The sequence below is a fragment of the Streptomyces capillispiralis genome, assembly GCF_007829875.1.
GTDB classification, from domain to species: domain Bacteria; phylum Actinomycetota; class Actinomycetes; order Streptomycetales; family Streptomycetaceae; genus Streptomyces; species Streptomyces capillispiralis.
In genome coordinates this window covers 6,388,532-6,405,989 of the sequence record NZ_VIWV01000001.1, presented here as the reverse complement: position 1 = coordinate 6,405,989, position 17,458 = coordinate 6,388,532, and the positions used below count along the sequence as shown (strand labels likewise).

General features: G+C 74.3%; 17 protein-coding genes and 1 pseudogene. 13 read left to right on the top strand and 5 right to left on the bottom strand.

Features of this window, described 5'->3' with window-relative positions; genetic code table 11:
* Nucleotides 1-170 precede the first annotated feature (170 nt).
* The 4 genes from FHX78_RS27965 (at nucleotide 171) to FHX78_RS27950 (ending at nucleotide 6,601) form a co-directional block, all read left to right on the top strand.
* Nucleotides 171-1,703, top strand: a complete 1,533-nt coding sequence (locus FHX78_RS27965) for a DUF4331 domain-containing protein (RefSeq protein ID WP_145870172.1) — start codon at nucleotides 171-173, stop codon at nucleotides 1,701-1,703.
* Between the two features lie 110 nt (nucleotides 1,704-1,813).
* A complete protein-coding gene (locus tag FHX78_RS27960; protein ID WP_145870171.1) occupies nucleotides 1,814-3,388 on the top strand; it encodes a tetratricopeptide repeat protein in 1,575 nt (524 codons plus the stop codon).
* Nucleotides 3,388-4,884 carry a nickel transporter gene (locus FHX78_RS27955; RefSeq protein WP_145872185.1) on the top strand — a complete coding sequence of 499 codons (1,497 nt, stop codon included), beginning with the start codon at nucleotides 3,388-3,390 and terminating at the stop codon, nucleotides 4,882-4,884. Before FHX78_RS27960 ends, FHX78_RS27955 begins: the two co-directional genes overlap by 1 nt.
* Before the next feature lie 34 nt (nucleotides 4,885-4,918).
* Nucleotides 4,919-6,601 carry a serine/threonine-protein kinase gene (locus tag FHX78_RS27950; protein ID WP_145870170.1) on the top strand — a complete coding sequence of 561 codons (1,683 nt, stop codon included), beginning with the start codon at nucleotides 4,919-4,921 and terminating at the stop codon, nucleotides 6,599-6,601.
* A gap of 4 nt (nucleotides 6,602-6,605) precedes the next feature.
* Here the strand turns inward: FHX78_RS27950 and FHX78_RS27945 are convergent, their stop codons facing one another.
* Nucleotides 6,606-7,412, bottom strand: coding sequence for an SGNH/GDSL hydrolase family protein (locus FHX78_RS27945; RefSeq protein ID WP_145870169.1), 807 nt, complete (start codon nucleotides 7,410-7,412; stop codon nucleotides 6,606-6,608).
* Between the two features lie 610 nt (nucleotides 7,413-8,022).
* Between FHX78_RS27945 and FHX78_RS27940 the strand changes: the two genes are divergently transcribed.
* The 5 genes from FHX78_RS27940 to FHX78_RS27920 all read left to right on the top strand — a co-directional run bounded on the left by FHX78_RS27940 (nucleotide 8,023) and on the right by FHX78_RS27920 (nucleotide 12,693).
* Complete coding sequence (locus FHX78_RS27940; RefSeq protein WP_145870168.1) at nucleotides 8,023-8,847, top strand: glycosyltransferase family 2 protein; 825 nt, start codon at nucleotides 8,023-8,025, stop codon at nucleotides 8,845-8,847.
* Nucleotides 8,844-9,842, top strand: a complete 999-nt coding sequence (locus FHX78_RS27935) for a glycosyltransferase family 2 protein (protein WP_145870167.1) — start codon at nucleotides 8,844-8,846, stop codon at nucleotides 9,840-9,842. Before FHX78_RS27940 ends, FHX78_RS27935 begins: the two co-directional genes overlap by 4 nt.
* Entirely contained in the window at nucleotides 9,835-10,626 is a 792-nt protein-coding gene (locus FHX78_RS27930) for a polysaccharide deacetylase family protein (RefSeq protein WP_145870166.1), read from the top strand. Before FHX78_RS27935 ends, FHX78_RS27930 begins: the two co-directional genes overlap by 8 nt.
* A gap of 89 nt (nucleotides 10,627-10,715) precedes the next feature.
* On the top strand, nucleotides 10,716-11,810 hold the full coding sequence (locus FHX78_RS27925) for a DUF5925 domain-containing protein (protein WP_145870165.1): 1,095 nt from the start codon (nucleotides 10,716-10,718) through the stop codon (nucleotides 11,808-11,810).
* A 16-nt stretch (nucleotides 11,811-11,826) separates the two neighbouring features.
* Entirely contained in the window at nucleotides 11,827-12,693 is an 867-nt protein-coding gene (locus tag FHX78_RS27920; RefSeq protein ID WP_145870164.1) for a DUF72 domain-containing protein, read from the top strand.
* Here the strand turns inward: FHX78_RS27920 and FHX78_RS27915 are convergent.
* Nucleotides 12,681-13,049: a GntR family transcriptional regulator gene (locus tag FHX78_RS27915; RefSeq protein ID WP_167531871.1), complete on the bottom strand. Its 369-nt coding sequence runs from the start codon at nucleotides 13,047-13,049 to the stop codon at nucleotides 12,681-12,683. The genes FHX78_RS27920 and FHX78_RS27915 overlap by 13 nt on opposite strands.
* A 71-nt stretch (nucleotides 13,050-13,120) precedes the next feature.
* Here FHX78_RS27915 and FHX78_RS27910 point away from each other — a divergent pair, with 71 nt between their 5' ends.
* Both FHX78_RS27910 and FHX78_RS27905 read left to right on the top strand, forming a co-directional pair.
* Nucleotides 13,121-14,050: a GNAT family N-acetyltransferase gene (locus FHX78_RS27910; protein WP_145870162.1), complete on the top strand. Its 930-nt coding sequence runs from the start codon at nucleotides 13,121-13,123 to the stop codon at nucleotides 14,048-14,050.
* Nucleotides 14,031-14,540, top strand: coding sequence for a ribonuclease FAU-1 family protein (locus FHX78_RS27905; RefSeq protein WP_145870161.1), 510 nt, complete (start codon nucleotides 14,031-14,033; stop codon nucleotides 14,538-14,540). Before FHX78_RS27910 ends, FHX78_RS27905 begins: the two co-directional genes overlap by 20 nt.
* Before the next feature lie 10 nt (nucleotides 14,541-14,550).
* Here FHX78_RS27905 and FHX78_RS37645 read toward each other — a convergent pair.
* A pseudogene (locus FHX78_RS37645) lies at nucleotides 14,551-14,646 on the bottom strand (SAM-dependent methyltransferase); the annotation flags it as partial.
* 162 nt (nucleotides 14,647-14,808) lie between these two features.
* Here FHX78_RS37645 and FHX78_RS37980 point away from each other — a divergent pair.
* Nucleotides 14,809-14,943, top strand: a complete 135-nt coding sequence (locus FHX78_RS37980; RefSeq protein ID WP_145870160.1) for a hypothetical protein — start codon at nucleotides 14,809-14,811, stop codon at nucleotides 14,941-14,943.
* Nucleotides 14,944-14,962: 19 nt separating this feature from the next.
* Here the strand turns inward: FHX78_RS37980 and FHX78_RS37975 are convergent, their stop codons facing one another.
* Nucleotides 14,963-15,091, bottom strand: coding sequence for a hypothetical protein (locus tag FHX78_RS37975; protein WP_268257201.1), 129 nt, complete (start codon nucleotides 15,089-15,091; stop codon nucleotides 14,963-14,965).
* Nucleotides 15,092-15,286: 195 nt separating this feature from the next.
* On the opposite strand from FHX78_RS37975, the gene FHX78_RS27890 reads away from it, so the two are divergent.
* Entirely contained in the window at nucleotides 15,287-16,339 is a 1,053-nt protein-coding gene (locus tag FHX78_RS27890; RefSeq protein ID WP_145870159.1) for a lytic polysaccharide monooxygenase auxiliary activity family 9 protein, read from the top strand.
* Between the two features lie 71 nt (nucleotides 16,340-16,410).
* Here the strand turns inward: FHX78_RS27890 and FHX78_RS27885 are convergent, their stop codons facing one another.
* Nucleotides 16,411-17,271, bottom strand: a complete 861-nt coding sequence (locus FHX78_RS27885) for an esterase/lipase family protein (protein WP_145870158.1) — start codon at nucleotides 17,269-17,271, stop codon at nucleotides 16,411-16,413.
* Nucleotides 17,272-17,458 lie beyond the last annotated feature (187 nt).

Here is a 17,458-nt window from a genome sequence, read left to right as displayed (position 1 = left end):
GGTAAGTACGGACGAGGGAGCGGAAAACGCGGGTCGGCAGCGGGAAATGCCACGGGCGGACAGCGTCGTACGGAGGGGTCCGGCAGCGCGTTCCGGGATGCGACCAATCCGGCCCGCCGCGCGTTCCGAATGCCAGGGCGTCAGGCAAGTCGGCACTGAGGACGGACGGCATGGCACCTACTTCCAGGATTGGCGCGGGGCGCGGCGGTGTCGCGGCCCTGATCTGCGGTGCGCTGGCCGCCGGGGGGCTCGCGGCCGCCGGCGTGACCGCGCTGGAACCCGAGGCGGCCTCCGCCTCCAGCCACCGGGAGGCCCCGCTGATCTCGGGCACCCCGCAGTACGACAACACGGACCTGTACGCGTTCGTCAGCCCCGACAAGCCGGACACGACGACCATCATCGCGAACTGGATCCCCTTCGAGGAGCCGGCCGGCGGACCGAACTTCTTCACGTTCGCCGAGGACGCGCGGTACGACCTCCACATCGACCACGACGGTGACGCGCAGGGCGATCTGCTGTTCCGCTACACCTTCAGGACCCACACGAAGAACGACGCGACGTTCCTCTACGCCACGGGCCCGGTCACCGCCCTGGACGACCCGGACCTCAACATCACGCAGACCTACGACATCGAGCTGCTGAAGCTGAGGGACCAGCGCCCGGTGTCCCGCACGAAGATCGCCGACGACGTGCCGGTGGCTCCGTCGAACGTCGGCAGGGCGTCCATGCCGGACTACGACACGCTGCGGAAGCAGGCGGTGCGCGAACTGGCGGGCGGCGCCACGACGTTCGCCGGGCAGGCCGACGACCCGTTCTTCCTCGACCTGCGCGTCTTCGACCTGCTGTACGGCGGGAACCTCTCCGAGGTCGGCAACGACACGCTCAAGGGCTACAACGTCAACTCCCTGGCGCTCCAGGTGCCGACCGACATGATCACCGAGTCCGCGGACCAGCCGGTCGTGGGCATCTGGTCGACGACACAGCGCGAGAACGCCGAGGGGCACTTCGTGCAGGTGTCGCGGCTGGGCAACCCGCTCGTGAACGAGGTCGTCAATCCGCTGAGGGACAAGGACGTGTTCAACGCGTCCGCGCCGTGGGACGACGCGCGGTTCCTGAAGAACGTCACCGAACCGGAGCTGCCGAGGCTCATCGAGGCGATCTACCGGATCGACGCGCCCGACGAGCCGCGCGACGACCTCGTCGACGTGTTCCTGAAGGGCGTCGAGGGACTCAACCGGCCGCCGCACGGGACGCCGTCGGAGATGCTGCGCCTCAACACGTCGATCGAGCCGGCCGCCGAGCCGAAGCGGCTGGGCGTCCTGGACGGGGACAACGCCGGTTTCCCCAACGGGCGCCGGCTGACGGACGACGTGATCGACGCCTCGCTCCAGGTCGTCGAGGGGGAACTGGTCGGGGCGGAGAACGACCTCGGTGACGCGGTCGACGCCAACGACAAGGAGTTCGGTGCCGCCTTCCCCTATCTGGCGAACCCCACGGAGGGTTCACGCGGCCCGCTCGCCAAGGGCGTGGACGGCGGCGACGACGTGCGCAACCAGCTCGGTGACGCGCTGCGGCCGGCCGGTGCGCAGGGTTCCGGCGACACCACGCTGATCGCCGCGTCGGCGGGCGCGGGGGCCGGCGGGCTGCTGCTGATCGGCGTGGCGCTGATGTGGTGGCGCCGGATGCGCGGCCGGGCGTACTGACCCGGCCGTCCCCAGGGGCCGGTGCCTTCGGCCCGCCCCTCACCCGACAGGCGCGGCCCGTCCCCTTCCCCCCACGGCACGGGCCGCGCCGCCGATCCCGAGGAGAGGCCATGGCTCCGCACCCGCACGACAGCGCCCGCGAGAGCGACCGGGGCGGCACACCGCCCGCACCGGCGCCGCCGTCCGGGCACCGAAGGGCACCGCACGGACCACCGGGACACGCGCCGTGCGACGGGCATCCGCCGGGAGGTGGGACGGGGCTCGGGGCGGAGGCGGACGGCGGCCAGGCTGACGGGGACCCCGCCGGGCGCGCCGCGGCCCTGCGGCGCTTCGCCGCCGCTGCCCGGCGCGGACGGGGGCTGCGTCGCGCCTCGTGCGCCGTCCTGCTGGCCGTCGCCCTGACCGGCGGGGCCGTCGCGGCGGGAGGCGTCCGGGACGCGGCACGGTCCGGCACCGGCGCGGCACCGGCGGCCGGGGCGCTCGCGCCCGGTCTGCTCGCCGGGGCCGGTCCCGTGGCCGGGATCCGCTCACTGGAGGCCCATCTGCGGGCCCAGCCGCGGGACTTCGGCGGCTGGGCGGCCCTCGGCCTCGCCCTCGTGGAACAGGCGCGGACCCAGGGCGACCCCTCGCCCTACCCGCGCGCCGAGCGGGCCCTCGCGCGGTCCCTCGCCCTGGAGCCGGGCAACGAGCAGGCCCTCGCCGGACGGGCCGCCCTCGCCGCCGCCCGGCACGACTTCAGCGCCGCCCTGGCCCACGCCGACCGTGCCCTGGAGCAGAACCCCTACAGCGAACGCGCCCTGTGCTCCCGTATCGACGCGTTGGTCGAGCTCGGCCGGTACGACGAGGCCGCCGCGGCCGCCGCCACCGCCGACCGCAGGCGTCCCGGGATCCCGGTGTTCACTCGGTACGCCTACGTGCGGGAGCTGCGCGGCGAGGCGGGCACCGCGCGGAAGGTGCTGGAACGGGCCCTGGACAGCGCGTCCTCGCCCGCGGACGTGGCGTACGTCGCGACCGCGCTGGGCCGGCTCGCCTGGAGCCGGGGCGACCACGCGACGGCCCTGCGGCACTACGCGCGGGCGCTCGCCGCCGACGAGGACCACCTCCCCGCGCTGGAGGGCCGGGCCAGGGCGCTGGCCGCGAGCGGGGACCGGCCCGGCGCCGTGGAGACGCTGGAGCGGGTCGTCGTCCGCGCCCCGCTGCCCGGCCCCCTGGTGGCCCTCGGCGAGCTGTACGAGGAGCGCGGCGCCGACGGCGACCGCGCGAGGGCACGGGAGCAGTACGCCCTCGTCGACGCCTGGACCGCGCTGGCCCGCGCCGGCGGTGTCGAGCCCGGCCTCGACACCGCGCTCGCCGCCGCCGATCACGGCGACGCCGGTGAGGCACTGCGCGCGGCCCGCGCGGAGTGGGACCGGCGGCACACCGTGCACACGGCGGACGCCCTCGCCTGGGCCCTGCACGTCAACGGCCGCGACCGGGAGGCCCTCGCGTACGCCCGCCGGGCCACGGCCACCGGATACCGCGACGCCGCCTTCCTCTACCACCGGGGCGTGATCGAGAAGGCCACGGGGCACGACCGCGCCGCCCGGAGTTCCCTCACCGAGGCACTGGAGCTGAACCCGGGCTTCTCGCCGCTCGGCGCCCGTGCGGCCCGGGCCGCGCTGAAGGACCTGGAGGGGGCACGGTGATCCCCCGTCGTCGCGCCGCCGCCCTCGCCGCCGCCGTCCTCGCGTCCGCGGGCGCGCTCGCGCTGCTCCCGGCCACGACGGCGGGCGCCCACCCGCTCGGCGACTTCACCGTCAACCGCTACGACGGTCTGGTCGCCGCGCCCGGCGAACTTCGCGTCCGCCACGTCGAGGACCTCGCCGAGATCCCGGCCGCGCAGGCCCGGCCGGACATCGGCCGGCTGGGCCGGGACACCTGGGCCCGGCAGCGCTGCGCCGCGGCGGCGCGGGACAGCGAGGTGCGCGTCGACGGGCGGGCGGTGCCGCTCACCGTACGGGGCGCCCACGCGCGCGTACGGCCCGGGCAGGCGGGGCTCGACACCCTGCGGGTGGAGTGCGGGCTGGCCGCTCCGCTCCCGGCGGGCAGGACGGTGGACGTCGGCTTCCGTGGGGCGGGCGCGTCGTCCGGGCCGGGGTGGCGGGAGATCACCGCGCGGGGCGACCGTACGACGCTCACCGCCTCGGACGTACCGGAGCGGTCGGTGTCCGCCGAGCTGACCCGGTATCCGCGGCGGTCGGCGTCCTCCCCGGCCGACACCGGGACCGCGGCCCTGACCGTCCGGCCCGGCGGCCCGGCGCTGACCGGGGAACGGGGCGACGCGCCCGCCTCCGCCGTCCTGCCGCGCGCCGCCGACCGCTGGACGCGTGCGCTCGACGACCTGGTCGCCCGGCGGCACCTGACCGCCGGTCCCGCCGCGCTCGCCCTGCTGATCTCCGTCGTCCTCGGCGCGCTGCACGCGCTCGCGCCCGGCCACGGCAAGACCCTGATGGCGGCCGCCGCCGCGGCGCGCGGGGGCGGGGCACGGCTCGGGGACGTGCTGCCCATGGCCGCCTCGGTCACGGTCACCCACACCCTCGGCGTGGTCGCCCTGGGCCTGCTGGTCACGGCCGGTTCGGCCGCCGCGCCCTCGGCGCTCGCCTGGCTGGGCATCGCGAGCGGCGTCCTCGTCACCCTGGCCGGCGCGGGCCTCGTACGCCGCGCCCTGCGCCACCGGCACCACGAGCACCATGGGCACCACAGGCAGCACCACAGGCACCACGGGCGCCCCGACGACCATGGGCACGGGCCCGTCGAGCACACCCACGGCGGTCACCCCCACACCCATCCCGCCGCCCCCACCCTGCGCGGCGCCCTGCTGCTCGGTTTCGCCGGCGGGCTGGTGCCCAGCCCGTCCGCCGTGGTGGTGCTGGTCGGCGCCGCCGCGCTCGGCCGGGCGTGGTTCGGACTGCTGCTCGTGGTGGCGTACGGGGCCGGGCTGGCCCTGACCCTCACCGCGGCCGGCTGCGCGGTCGTCGGGGCGGGCGGCGGAGCGGCCCGGCTGCTGGCCCGGCGCCCGCGCTGGACGGGCGCGCCGTGGGCGGCGCTCGTGCGCCGGAGCGCGCCCCTGGTGTCGGCGTTCGCCGTGGTGGTGCTGGGAGCCGGATTGGTGTTCAGGGGGGCGGCATCCGCACTCGGCTGAGCTACTTTCTTCAGGAAAGGGAGATTTCGCCCGGATGCGAATTGGGGGCGCCGTGTCCGAGGAACCGGGCAGTGAGCGGGTGATCGGGGGCCGCTACCGGCTGCTGGCGCCGCTGGGCGAGGGCGGCATGGGGACCGTGTGGCGCGCCCGTGACGACCTGCTGCGCCGCGAGGTCGCCGTCAAAGAGGTGCGCGCCCCGGCCGGACTCCCGGCGTCCGACGTCGAGCGGATGTACGCGCGGCTGGAGCGCGAGGCGTGGGCGGCGGCCCGGATCGCCGACCGCAACGTGGTCACGGTGTACGACGTGGCCCTGGAGGACGGGCGTCCGTGGATCGTCATGGAGCTGGTGCGCGGATTGTCGCTGGCCGAGGTGCTGGAGGCCGAGGGCCCGCTGCCGCCGCGGCGTGCCGCGCACATCGGCGCGGAGGTGCTGGCCGCGCTGCGGGCGGCGCACGGGGCGGGGGTGCTGCACCGGGACGTGAAACCCGCCAATGTGCTGATCGGGAACGACGGGCGGATCGTGCTCACCGACTTCGGGATCGCCCGGGTCGAGGGCAGTTCGGCGCTGACCATGACCGGGGAGGTCGTCGGGTCGCCCGAGTTCCTCGCCCCGGAGCGGGCGCTGGGCCGCACCCCGGGCCCGGAGTCGGACCTGTGGTCGCTCGGTGTGCTGCTGTACGCGGCGGTGGAGGGCGCCTCGCCGTTCCGGCGGGACACCCCGCTGAGCACCCTGCGGGCGATCGTGGACGAGGAGGTGCCGCCGCCGCGCCGGGCCGGTCCGCTCGCGCCGGTCATCGAGGGGCTGTTGCGCAAGGACCCGGCCGAGCGGCTGTCGGCGGAGGGGGCGCAACGGGAGCTGCGGGCCATCGGCTCGGGCGGCGCTCCCCGCACGGACACGGCGCGTTCGGCGCCGTACGCCCCGACCGTGGTGACCGCGCCTCCCCCGCCGGATCCGGAGCGTCGCACGCCCGCGCCCGGGCCGCCGGTCCCGGCGGGGCCGGGCGGGACCACCGCGGTCACCGGGTCCGGGCGCGGCCGGCGTGCCGTCGTCGTCCTGGTCGCGGGTGTGGTCGTCCTCGCCCTGGCGCTGGCCGGGCTGACGTACGCGCTGCTCGACCGCGAGGACGGCGGCTCCGGGGCCGGCACGTCTCCGGGGCGGGCGAGTTCCCCCGCGCCGACCGGTGACGGGACCGGCGGCGGGACCGGGGGCCACGGCGCGACGACGGAGCCGGACGGGCGGGGCCCCTCCCCCACCGGGCGTGACGACGAGGAGAGCTCTCCCCCGCCGCACACCGTCTCGGTGACGGTGACCGGCGCGCGCACGGAGTACGCCGGGGGCTGTCCGCCCCCGCGGGAGGAGGCGCCCGCGTTCACGGCGACGTTCACGGTGGGGCGGGTGCCGGCCGAGGTCTCCTACCGCTGGGTGGCCGAGGACGGATCGGTGGCCGATCCGGGCTGGCGGACGCTCTCCTTCCCCGAAGGGGGCGGGCGTTCCCGGCAGGACACGGTGGCCGTGACGACGTACTCGGGGGCCGGGACGTTCGAGAGCGCGATCGGGGTGGAGGTGCGGGAGCCGGTGCGGACGGCCTCCGCGACGGTGCCGTTCTCGGTGACGTGCGAGACGGAGACCCCGACGGGCGGGGCCTCCGCTTCGGCTTCCGGTCCGGCGTCGGATGCGGCTTCCGGTTCGGCTTCCGGTTCGGCGGACGGGAACTGACGGGTCAGTCGACGGAGCTGAGGACCGGCAGGTAGCCGCTGGAGTGGCCGACGGCCTTCGGGTGGTAGGAGTTGCCGATGTTGGTCCAGTCCACGCTGTGCAGCCAGGAGTTGCCGGAGCAGATCTCGTGGCCGGTGAACATGCCGCGCACGTCGGCGAAGACGTAGCCGTAGGCGCCGGCGCGCTGGGAGATGACGGAGTTGAGGTGGTCCGCCGCGTCGTTGATCGCCTTCCGCTTGGTCTCGGAGAGGCCGATGCAGACGGTGCCGAGCTTGTAGAAGCGGGGGTAGCCGAACACGGCGACCCGGGCGTTCGGGGCCTTGCTGCGGATCGCCGAGTAGACGGTGTTGAGCTTGCCGGGCAGGGTCGAGGACACGTACGCCCGCGCGGTGTTGACGCGGTCGAGGCAGGTGCTGTCGCTGCTGGTCACACAGGTCGTCATGACGTCGGCGAAGCCCGCGTCGTTGCCGCCGACGCTGATCGAGACGAGGCTCGTGCCGCTGTTGAGGGGGCCGAGCTGACCGGCGACGACATCACCCGTACGGGCGCCGGAGCAGGCGGTGAAGGAGAACGACGAGGGTGAGTTGAGGCCGGCCCAGAGGTAGGGGTAGGCGTTCGTGCTGCGCTTGCAGTCACCGCTGGAACCGATGTAGTTGCCCGCTCCCACTCCGGAGGAGTAGGAGTCGCCGAGCGCCACATAGGGCCCGCGGGCGGCCTGTGTCGCCGCCTGCGCCGCCGCGGTCCCGGTGAGGGCCGCGACGACGGCGAGGAGAAGTGAGCCCAGAAGCGTCATTGGGCGGAGATGTCTCATGGAGCCTCCATTTAGCAGGTTCGCTGCACGATCCGTTGTAGTGACTACGCGCGTTGATCGGTAGTGTCCATGTCAAAACTTGCAACACCGGACACCACTCGGCCTGTTCACGTTCAATCTCCGCCTGATTCCGGCCGCGGGAACGGCCCACCCTTGACGCCCCTTACGGGGTGGGCCACATTGAAGCCCGGCATCCGACGCCTTGAGGGGCAAACTCGGCCATGCCGACCGCACATCAGGACAAGAAGCACACGCAAGGATCAAAGCGAGACCCCGCTCAGGTCTTGCCATACAGGTTCAAACGTCAATAACGTCATAGTTCTCACCCGCACCGGTCCGTCAGTACGTGGCTCCAGGGGAGGGCTCAGGACCGCGACGAACCGGCGCGGGGCGCGGTAGGGGGGTGCCGCGCCCGGTGACCACAACGGTGACCGGGCCGTGCCGCGCGGTCGGCCGGCGTTTCCGCGGCCGACCAGTTTTGCCAGCTCACCCATGCGTGCGGGGCGGTTCCGTCCGTCATGCCGTGGGGTGAGAACCCCCCTTTCGAACCGGACGAAATGCCGGGCCGCCCGAGGGGCGGGCGGTCCACCGGACGAGAGGGACCAGACTCATGAGCTCCGTTCTGCCGCCGGCGACCGCGGACCAGGATCCGCCCACCGTCGGCACCAAGTACCGGCCCGTCTCCTCGCACCTGGCCATCGCGCCACCGGTGAGCGTGGTGATACCGGCCATGAACGAGGCGGAGAACCTGCCGTACGTCTTCAAGACGCTTCCCGACTGGATCCACGAAGTGGTGCTGGTCGACGGCAACTCCACCGACAACACCGTCGAGGTGGCCCGCGAACTGTGGGCCGGCGTCAAGGTCGTCGGACAGCGCGGCAAGGGCAAGGGGGACGCGCTGCGCTCCGGCTTCGAGGCCTGCACCGGCGACATCATCGTGATGGTCGACGCGGACGGCTCGGCCGACGGCAACGAGATCGTCAGCTACGTCTCCGCGCTGGTCTCCGGCGCGGACTTCGCCAAGGGGTCCCGCTTCGCCAACGGCGGCGGCACCGACGACATGACCTTCATCCGCAAGCTGGGCAACCGGGTGCTGTGCGCCGTCGTCAACCGCAAGTTCGGCGCGCGGTACACCGACCTCTGCTACGGCTACAACGCCTTCTGGCGGCACTGCCTGGACAAGATCGACCTCGACTGCACCGGTTTCGAGGTCGAGACCCTGATGAACATCCGGGTCGTCAAGGCCGGTCTGAAGGTGCAGGAGATCCCCAGCCACGAGTACCTCCGCATCCACGGCACCAGCAACCTGCGGGCCGTGCGCGACGGGTTCCGCGTGCTGAAGGTGATCCTCCAGGAACGCTCCAACCGGCGTGCGCTGCGCCGGCGCCCGCACCGCTCGCCGCTGCTCGACACGGTCCGGGGGAAGGTGTCTTGAGCGATCCCGGAACCCCGGGCATCTCGGTCGTGATCTGCGCCTACACCGAGGACCGCTGGGAGGACGTCCTCGCGGCGGTCGCCTCGGTACGGGCGCAGTCACGGCCGGCCCTGGAGACCCTCCTGGTCGTCGACCACAACCAGGCTCTCCTGGACCGTCTGGGCAAGGAGTACAAGGAGGCCGGGGACGTACGGGTGCTCGCCAACGCGGGCCCCCGCGGCCTGTCCGCCGGCCGCAACACCGGCATCGCCGCCGCGCGCGGCGAGATCATCGCCTTCCTCGACGACGACGCCGTGGCCGAACGCGACTGGCTGAAGCACTTCGCCGAGGGCTACGCCGATCCGCGCGTGATGGCGGTCGGCGGGCGCACCGAGCCGGTGTGGGCGTCGGGCCGGCGCCCGGACTGGTTCCCCGAGGAGTTCGACTGGGTGGTGGGCTGCACCTACCGCGGCCTGCCGCCCGGGCGGGTGCGGGTGCGCAACGTCCTCGGCGGCAACGCCTCGTTCCGGCGCAGCGCCTTCGACGCGGCGGGCGGCTTCGCCACCGGCATCGGACGCGACGGCAACAAGCGCCCGCTGGGCGGGGAGGAGACGGAGCTGTGCATCCGCCTCAGCCGCGCCCGGCCGGACGCGATCCTGCTGATCGACGACCGGGCGGTGATCCACCACCGGGTGCCCGAGGCCCGCGAGCACTTCCGCTACTTCCGGACGCGGACGTACGCCGAGGGGCTGTCCAAGGCGCTGGTGGCCCGCAGCGTCGGCGCGCAGAAGGGGCTGGAGTCCGAACGCCGGTACACCACACGGGTGCTGCCGGCCGGGGTGGCGCGGGGCCTGCGCGACGCCCTGCTGACCCGGCCGGGCGGCGCGGGCCGCGCGGGCGCGATCGTCGCCGGGGTGCTCACGGCGGCGGGCGGTTACCTGGTGGGCAGCGTACGGGCCAGGCGGGGCGGGGTCACCTTCTCCGTGGTGGCGATCGGGGAGGGCCGTCGTGACTGACGCACGCGTGCCGATCCTGATGTACCACGCCGTCTCGTCGGATCCCGGCGAGGCGACCCGCGCCCTGTCCGTGACCCCGGAGGCGTTCGCCGAGCAGATGGCGGTGATCGCGGACCGGGGCCTCACCCCCGTGACCACCGCCGAACTGGCCGCCCACTGGCGCTCGGGCCGCCCGCTGCCCGCCCGCCCGGTCCTGGTCACCTTCGACGACGGCTACGAGGGCGTGCACCGGCACGCCCTGCCCGTGCTCGCCCGGCACGGCTTCCCGGCCACCGTTTTCGTCACCACGGGCTGGCTGCGCGGCCCGTACGACACCGGCGGCGGTCTGGACACCATGCTGGACTGGGACCAGGTGCGCGAACTGGCCGACGGCGGGGTCGAGATCGGCGGGCACAGCCACAGCCACCCGCAGCTCGACCAGCTCGACGACGGCACGCTGCGCTCCGAGCTGATCCTGTGCAAGGAGATCGTCTCCGACCAGCTGGGCACCGTACCCGCCTCGTTCGCGTATCCCTACGGCTACTCCAGCCGCCGGGTGCGCGAGGCGGTGCGGGAGACGGGGTACGCCCAGGCGCTCGCCGTCGGCAACGGCCTCGCCCGCCGCGCCCAGGGGCCGTACGCCCTGCGGCGCGTCACGGTACGGCGGTCGACGGACACCGCCGAGTTCGAACGGCTGGTCCAGGGGCGGGCCGTCGCCCGCGCCTTCGCCCGCGACCGCGCCCTGACCAAGGGCTACGCGGTGGTACGGCGCACCCGGCGGCTGCTCCGCCGCCCGCCGGACTGAACACGCCGGGTCGGACCGCACACGGGCGACAATCCGCGCGACCCCGGAAATTGGGTGCACGCGGCGCCCGTGTGACCGATCATGGCCGCATGTCCTCGCACCCGCACGACGCACTGCCGATCCGGCTCACCGTCGACGACAGCGACTCCCCGTCCGACGTCGTCGACGCGCTGTTCCTCGGCCGCTTCGCGACGGGCGAGCAGCCGTACTCGCACGCCGTCAACATCGACCGCGTCCGGTCCGGCGCGACCCTGCTGCCCGCGGACGCGCGGGTGCTGCGGCTCGCCCGGGACGACGACCGCAGCGCCACCCTCGCCGAGGGCGACGGCTGGACCCTGCTGGTGTCCCGCTGGAACCGGGGCGCCGACGTCACCGTCACCGCGACCAGCGCCGAGCTCGCGGCGAAGATCCTCGACGAGGCCACCGACGGCGCGGCGGACGAACCCGAACCGCAGCCGGAGAACGTCACCATGGGCTTCTGGTACGTCTCCCCGCGCCGCGGCCCGCACCGCACCACCCGGCAGATCTCGGCGGGCACCTGGGAGGAGATCCGGCCCAACTACACCGCACCGGTGGCGGACGCGATGGACCGTCTGATGCGGACCACCCCCGAGGACATCTCCGGCCGGCTGCTCCTGCTGCACGGCCCGCCGGGCACCGGCAAGACCTCCGCGCTGCGCACCCTGGCCCGTTCCTGGCGGGACTGGTGCCAGGTGGACTGCGTCCTGGACCCCGAGCGGCTCTTCACCGACGTCGGCTACCTGATGGACATCGCCATCGGCGAGGAGGACGCGGCGGGCAAGGGCCGCTGGCGGCTGCTGCTGCTGGAGGACTGCGACGAGCTGATCCGCGGCGAGGCCAAGCACACCGCCGGGCAGGCGCTGTCCCGGCTGCTGAACCTGACGGACGGTCTGCTCGGCCAGGGGCGCAACGTGCTGGTGGGGGTCACCACCAACGAGGACCTGGAGCGTCTCCACCCGGCCGTGGTGCGCCCCGGCCGCTGCCTGGCCCGCGTCGAGGTCGGGCCGCTGACCCGCCCGGAGGCGGTGAACTGGCTGGGCCGCGAGGAGGGCGTCGGCCGCGAGGGCGCGACCCTGGCCGAGCTGTACGCGCTGCGCCGGGGCACGTCCCCGACGGCACTGCCGGAGCCGCGGGGCGACGCGGACGCGGGACTGTACCTCTAGGTGTTTCCATGGGGTCATGACCCTGTTCGTCGGGACGTCGGGGTGGCAGTACAAGGACTGGCGCGAGGTGCTGTATCCGGCCGGGCTGCCGATGCGGCTCTGGCTGGAGGAGTACGCGGCGCGCTTCGCCACCGTGGAGATCAACAACGCCTTCTACCGGCTGCCGTCGCGGGACACGTTCGCCACCTGGCGGGCGCGCACCCCGCCGGGCTTCGTCGTCGCGGTCAAGGCGAGCCGGTACCTGACGCACATCAAGCGGCTGCGGGACCCCGAGGAGCCGGTGGAACGCCTGATGACCCACGCGGCCGGGCTGGGCGACCGGCTCGGTCCGGTGCTCCTCCAGCTCCCGCCCACCCTCCGGGCGGACCCGGAGCTGCTGGACGCGTGCCTGCGCCGCTTCCCCGCCTCGGCCCGGGTGGCGGTCGAGCCGCGCCACGCGTCGTGGTGGACGCCCCAGGTGCGCTCGGTGCTCGAAGCGCGGGGGGCCGCCCTGTGCTGGGCCGATGTCCTGGGGCGCCCCGCGACCCCGCTGTGGCGCACCGCCGACTGGGGGTACGTCCGCTTCCACCAGGGCCGCGCCCAGCCGTGGCCGCACTACGGCCGGCGGTCGCTGCGGACCTGGGTCGACCGCGTCGCGACCACCTGGCCCGCCGGTGAGGACGTGCACGCGTACTTCAACAACGACCCGGACGCGGCGGCGGTGACCGACGCGATCCGCTTCGCCCACCTGGCCCGTACGGCCCGGCTGACGGTCACCCGCACCCCCGAGGCGCGGGGAACCGCGCGACCGGCCCCCGCCGACCCGCGGCCGGCGCCGAGCCCCCACCCCCACGAAACCTCCCCTGAGCCGGCCGCACCGCACCGGCGCGCTCACCCCCCGTAAGCCGCCCGCAGGGCATCCCGCACGGCGGCCAGCGCCTCGTCCTCGCCCAGTCCCAGCCGCCGAACCCGCTCCGCGTACGCCTGTGCCGCCGACGCGGCCTCCTTCTGCGCCGCCGACCCCGCGGCGGCGATCACCGTGCCGTTGCGGCCCCGCGTCTCGATCACCCCGTCGGCCTCCAGCGCGCGGTATGCCTTGGCCACCGTGTTCGCGGCGAGGCCGAGCGTCTCGGCCAGCCCCCGCACGGTCGGCAGCCGGTACCCCACGGGCAGCGCCCCCGAGCGGGCCTGCTCGGAGATCTGCGCCCGCACCTGCTCGTACGGCGGCGTGCCGTCATCGATCCGGATCTTCACGTTCACGGCCCGATTGTCCCGCACCCGGCGGAAAATGAGAGGCACCCCCGGCGCGTCCCCCCGTAGCGTGCGCCTTCATGAGTGTGACCGTTCGCGATCTCCGCCCCGACGCCCGCGCCGATCTCGAGGGCTTCGCCCGCGTCCGCCAGGCCGCGCTGCCGTTCCTCCTCGTCACCCCGGCCTCTCTGGCCCACGACCTCACCCATATGCACCCCGACGCCCACTACCGTCCCCTCGTCGCCGTGGCCGACGGCGAGGTGATCGGCACGGCGCAGGTGCACCTGACCCACGAGAGCCCCGAGCCGGGCCAGGGCAACGTCAACGTGTACGTGCACCCCGGGCACACCCGCCGGGGCGCCGGGACGCTGCTGGTGCGCGCCGCCGAGGAGCACCTGGCCGCGCACGGGGCGACCAGGCTGTTCGCCTGGGTGCTGGACGAGCCGGGCAACCGCGCCTTCGCCGAGCGGCACGGCTACCGGGCGAGCCGCGCCGCCCACTTCCTCCGCCTGGACCTGGCCGGCGGCGCCCTCCCACCGCTCCAGGACCCGCCCCCCGGCGTGGAGTTGCGCAAGGGTTCGGACTTCGCCGGCGACCCGCGCCCGCTGTTCGCGCTGGACGCGGAGACGACGGCGGACGAACCGAGCGACGTGGACACGGAGTTCACCGACTACGAGGCCTGGCTGGCGGAGACCTGGCGGCACCCCCTGTTCAGCCCCGAGCTGACCTCGGTGGCGCTGGTCGACGGCCGTCCCGCCGCCTTCTCCGCGGCCCGCACGGACGGCGGCACCCGCTACGGCACGGTCATGACGGGCACCGCGCGGGCGCACCGCGGCCGGGGGCTGGCCAAGCTCGCCAAGAACGACTCCCTGCACCGCGCCCGCGCGGCCGGGTACACGGAGGCGTTCACCGGCAACGACACCGGCAACGGGCCGATGATCGCGATCAACGAGTGGTTCGGCTACGAGGTCTGCGCCACGGAGGTGCGCCATGTCCGCGCACTCGGCTGAGCGGCCGCCCCTGGTGGAGGTCGTGCTGGTCAAGGCGGGGCGCGTGAAGATCCGCTACCCGGCGGAGCTGCTCGGCGACGACGGCACCCGGGTCACCGTGCGCGCCCCCTGGGCGGGGGACGGCGTGCGCGACTTCGGCTTCGTCCGCTTCGAGCCCGGTGACGTCTTCACGGAGCACTACTGGCGCGACCGGTGGTACTCCGTGAAGGAGGTCCGCGCCGCCGACGGCACCCTCAAGGGCCACTACTGCGACATCACCCGCCCGGCCGGCCTCTCCGCCGGCCGGCTGGTCGTCGAGGACCTCGACCTCGACCTGTGGGTCTCCGCGGACGGCACGGACGTACGGCGGCTGGACGAGGACGAGTTCGCGGCGAGCGGCCTGGCGGTGACGGACCCGGAGGCGGCGGCCGCGGCGGTGGCCGCGCTCGACGAGCTGGACGCCCGGGCCCGCGGGGGCGGGCTGGGCGGGCTGGGCGGGCTGCTCGGGTGAGGGTGCCGGATCAGTGCGGGACCGTGACCACCGCGTAGCGCTCGTCGTCCACGGCTCGGCCCCACAGCGCCGTGTCCGGTGACAGCCGCTCCACCCGGACCTGCCCCCGTCACCGCCGTCGATGCTCATGGCCCCGGGGTGACACCCGCCACTGACAGTCCCGGTGGTGACGGCGGCCACAGACAGAGGGGGACCGATGAGGAACTGTCCCCCGAAAGGTCCGCCTCCGTGGGACCACGGAACCCGGTGGGCCCGGAAGGAGGCAGCCATGCGCCGTGTCACCGTGCAGAAGCCCCTGAGGAAGACGGACGCCCGCCGGGTCCGTGAGCGGGCCGACGAGCGCCCCGCGGGGCGGCCGGAGGTGCGCGAGGACGTCGCCCGCACCTGGTGGCCCGAGGGGTGACCCCCGCCGTCCGGCCCGTTCAGCGCGGGCGCTCGCGGTGGTGCGGGCGGTCGTGCGGGCCGGTGACCCTTCGTTCGACGGCGTCGACGGTCGCCCGCGCGGCCGGGACGTCGGCGGCGACGGAGGGCCGGATCCGGTCGTGGGTCATGCCCCGCGCGGTGGCTACCTGAGCGCAGCCTGAGCACTCCCTTAACGCGGCCATAAGGATCTCCCCCACGGGCGTTCCGCGGGCGATTTCGCGCTGTTCCGGGGCTAGTTTCTGAGGCACCCCACGGGATCCACCCCCGCACGGGATCCACCCCCCACCCCGATCCAGTGATCGCTGTCGAGGAGTTGCTGCCCCATGTCCGCACGCCGCAAGGCCGCTGTCGCCGCCGGTCTCGTCCCGCTCGCCCTCACCGGACTGTCCGCCGCGCCGGCGTCCGCGCACGGTTCGATGGGCGACCCGGTCAGCCGGGTCGCGCAGTGCTTCGCGGAGGGCCCGGAGAACCCGAAGTCCGAGGGGTGCCGGGCGGCGGTCGCGGCCGGCGGCACCCAGGCGCTCTACGACTGGAACGGCGTCCGCATCGGTGACGCGGGCGGACGCCATCAGGAGCTCATTCCCGACGGCAAGCTGTGCAGCGCCAACAGCGAGGCGTTCAAGGGCCTGGACCTGGCCCGGGCCGACTGGCCGGCGACGAGCGTGAGCAGCGGTCGGTACACCTTCAAGTACCGCGTGACGGCCCCGCACAAGGGGACGTTCAAGGTGTACATCACCAAGCCCGGCTACGACCCGTCGCAGCCGCTGGCCTGGGGCGACCTGGACCTGGCGAACCCGGTGGCGACGTCCACCGACCCCGCCGCCACGGGCGGCTTCTACACCTTCACCGGCACCCTTCCCGAGCGCTCGGGCAAGCAGCTGCTGTACGCGGTGTGGCAGCGGTCGGACAGCCCGGAGGCGTTCTACTCCTGCTCGGACGTCACCTTCGGGGGCGACGGGGCCGGGGCCGACGGACCCGGGGCGGACGAAGCGGGGGCCGGCGGCGGTGACGCCCCCGCGCAGGAGGCCGCCCCGGCGCCGGTCGCGTCCGCCCCGTCCCAGGAGCAGATCGAGGAGGGCGGCGACAAGTCGACCGTCGAGAACCACGGGCACGGTGACGACGACGCCAGCACCTCGGCGGAGCCGGCCGTCGCGTCGAACGACAGCGCCCCGGACACCTCCGGCGCGGACACCTCCGGCGCGGGCACCGCCAACCGGCCCGAGGCGGCCGGTGCCGCGCGGAACCTCGCGGAGACCGGCGGCGACGCCACCACCCCGTACCTGATGATCGGCGGCGCCGCGGCGCTGGCGCTGGGCTCGGCGGCGCTGTTCGCCTCCGCGCGGCGGCGCACCGCGGGCGGGCGGCACGGCCGCTGAACCGGCTCGGTGCCCTGTCCGGCGGCTCGGGCCGGACAGGGCACCGGCGTGTTTCCCGCCGTTCGCACGTGTCAGTCGAACGCCGAGGCGCACGTGGTGGGTTCGGCGTGGGCCGGGTCGAGGGCGTTGGCCACCTCGTGGAAGGCGATCCGGTCGAACAGCCCGATCGCCAGGTGCTCGGACAGATCGAGCGGACACAGGTCCTGGAGCAGGACGTTGCGCACGCCGGGCCCGGTCAGGAACCCGCTGCCGTACGGCGTGACGACCTCGTCGTAGCGGGTAGCGATGACGGTGTAGCGGACGCCGGGCACGGTGTCGCCGCCCGCGTTGAGCCGGGTGAGGAAGTCGGAGCCGGCGACCTGGTCGGCGAGGGCGGGGGTGGTGTCGTTCAGCAGCTCCTCGGCGCCCGGGAAGTACGGCAGCAGGCGGGTGAGGCCGTTGAGCGTGGTGCCGTGGTTGCTGGGCGCGAGGCCGACGAGGGCGTTCACCTCGTCGGCTCCGCCGAGGAACTTGAGGTAGTGACGGGGCATCATGCCGCCCTGGGAGTGGCCGACGATGTCGGTCTCGGTGGCGCCGGTCGCCGTGAGCACCTCGGCCACGAAGGCGTCGAGCTGTTCCGCGGACTTCTCCACGGGGCCCAGGCCGTGGAAGAAGGGGACGCCGTCGAGCTGTCCGTAGTCGAGGGAGAAGACGCAGTAGCCGCGGTGCTTCAAGTAGGGCGCGAGGCCGAGCCAGTTGTCGACGGAGTTGCCGAAGGTGCCGTGGACCAGGACGACGGGGCGGGGGTGGGCGGCGGAGGGCTCGCAGGAGTAGTCGTTCCAGCCCGAGTTCGGCGCGTCGGCGGCGTGGGCGCCGGCCGCGGTGGGGACGGTGACGGCGGCGGCCAGCAGGAGTGCGGCCAGGGGTCTGATCACTCGCTTCCAGGGCAGCATCGTGTGATCTCCTTGCGGTGCAGGGGGGAGGTGGGGTCCGTACGCCCTGTGATCCGGATCACGAGGATGCTGTTCACCCATCAAGTTACGGGCGAGTAGTAAAAGCTGGAAGTTACGGGTCAGTAAAAAATCCCGGGGCCAACCGGCGGCCGGCCGCCGCTTGTTGGTAGGGGCTCACCAAGTGGAC

Coding starts and splice junctions, on each gene's coding strand:
- FHX78_RS27945 (WP_145870169.1), bottom strand. CDS start 7,412: ATGAGACATCTCCGCCCAATGACGCTTCTGGGCTCACTTCTCCTCGCC.
- FHX78_RS27965 (WP_145870172.1), top strand. CDS start 171: ATGGCACCTACTTCCAGGATTGGCGCGGGGCGCGGCGGTGTCGCGGCC.
- FHX78_RS27910 (WP_145870162.1), top strand. CDS start 13,121: ATGAGTGTGACCGTTCGCGATCTCCGCCCCGACGCCCGCGCCGATCTC.
- FHX78_RS37975 (WP_268257201.1), bottom strand. CDS start 15,091: ATGACCCACGACCGGATCCGGCCCTCCGTCGCCGCCGACGTCCCGGCC.
- FHX78_RS27885 (WP_145870158.1), bottom strand. CDS start 17,271: ATGCTGCCCTGGAAGCGAGTGATCAGACCCCTGGCCGCACTCCTGCTG.
- FHX78_RS27920 (WP_145870164.1), top strand. CDS start 11,827: ATGACCCTGTTCGTCGGGACGTCGGGGTGGCAGTACAAGGACTGGCGC.
- FHX78_RS27960 (WP_145870171.1), top strand. CDS start 1,814: ATGGCTCCGCACCCGCACGACAGCGCCCGCGAGAGCGACCGGGGCGGC.
- FHX78_RS27905 (WP_145870161.1), top strand. CDS start 14,031: ATGTCCGCGCACTCGGCTGAGCGGCCGCCCCTGGTGGAGGTCGTGCTG.
- FHX78_RS27890 (WP_145870159.1), top strand. CDS start 15,287: ATGTCCGCACGCCGCAAGGCCGCTGTCGCCGCCGGTCTCGTCCCGCTC.
- FHX78_RS27950 (WP_145870170.1), top strand. CDS start 4,919: ATGCGAATTGGGGGCGCCGTGTCCGAGGAACCGGGCAGTGAGCGGGTG.
- FHX78_RS37980 (WP_145870160.1), top strand. CDS start 14,809: ATGCGCCGTGTCACCGTGCAGAAGCCCCTGAGGAAGACGGACGCCCGC.
- FHX78_RS27940 (WP_145870168.1), top strand. CDS start 8,023: ATGAGCTCCGTTCTGCCGCCGGCGACCGCGGACCAGGATCCGCCCACC.
- FHX78_RS27925 (WP_145870165.1), top strand. CDS start 10,716: ATGTCCTCGCACCCGCACGACGCACTGCCGATCCGGCTCACCGTCGAC.